Consider the following 271-nt stretch of genomic DNA (forward strand, 5'->3'; position numbering starts at 1 on the left):
ACCACTGCTGTAGCCGGGTGGTGCGGCGCGCCTTCCTGTGCGGTGATGATGCCTATTCGGGGAAGAACTATGACCATCGCCGGGGCTGGGTAGAGTCACTGCTCTTTGAACTTGAAGCTGTTTTTGCTAGAGCAATTAGGGCAGAGCAATTAGGGCCACCCACAGTAAATGGTGAGATTCAGCGGTCTCTTCTAAACTGAGATAAATTGTCGATGCTGGAGTCTTGTCATGCCGCGCCCTCGAAGAACTCAAATAAGTGTTGAAGACACGC

General features: G+C 52.0%; 1 pseudogene. It reads left to right on the forward strand.

The annotated features are described in order from the left end of the window. Positions 1 to 143 (forward strand): annotated as a pseudogene (locus tag LZP73_RS21215) (transposase); the annotation flags it as partial. Positions 144 to 271 lie beyond the last annotated feature (128 nt).

Source organism: Shewanella sp. AS16 (assembly GCF_021412365.1).
Taxonomy (GTDB): domain Bacteria; phylum Pseudomonadota; class Gammaproteobacteria; order Enterobacterales; family Shewanellaceae; genus Shewanella; species Shewanella salipaludis.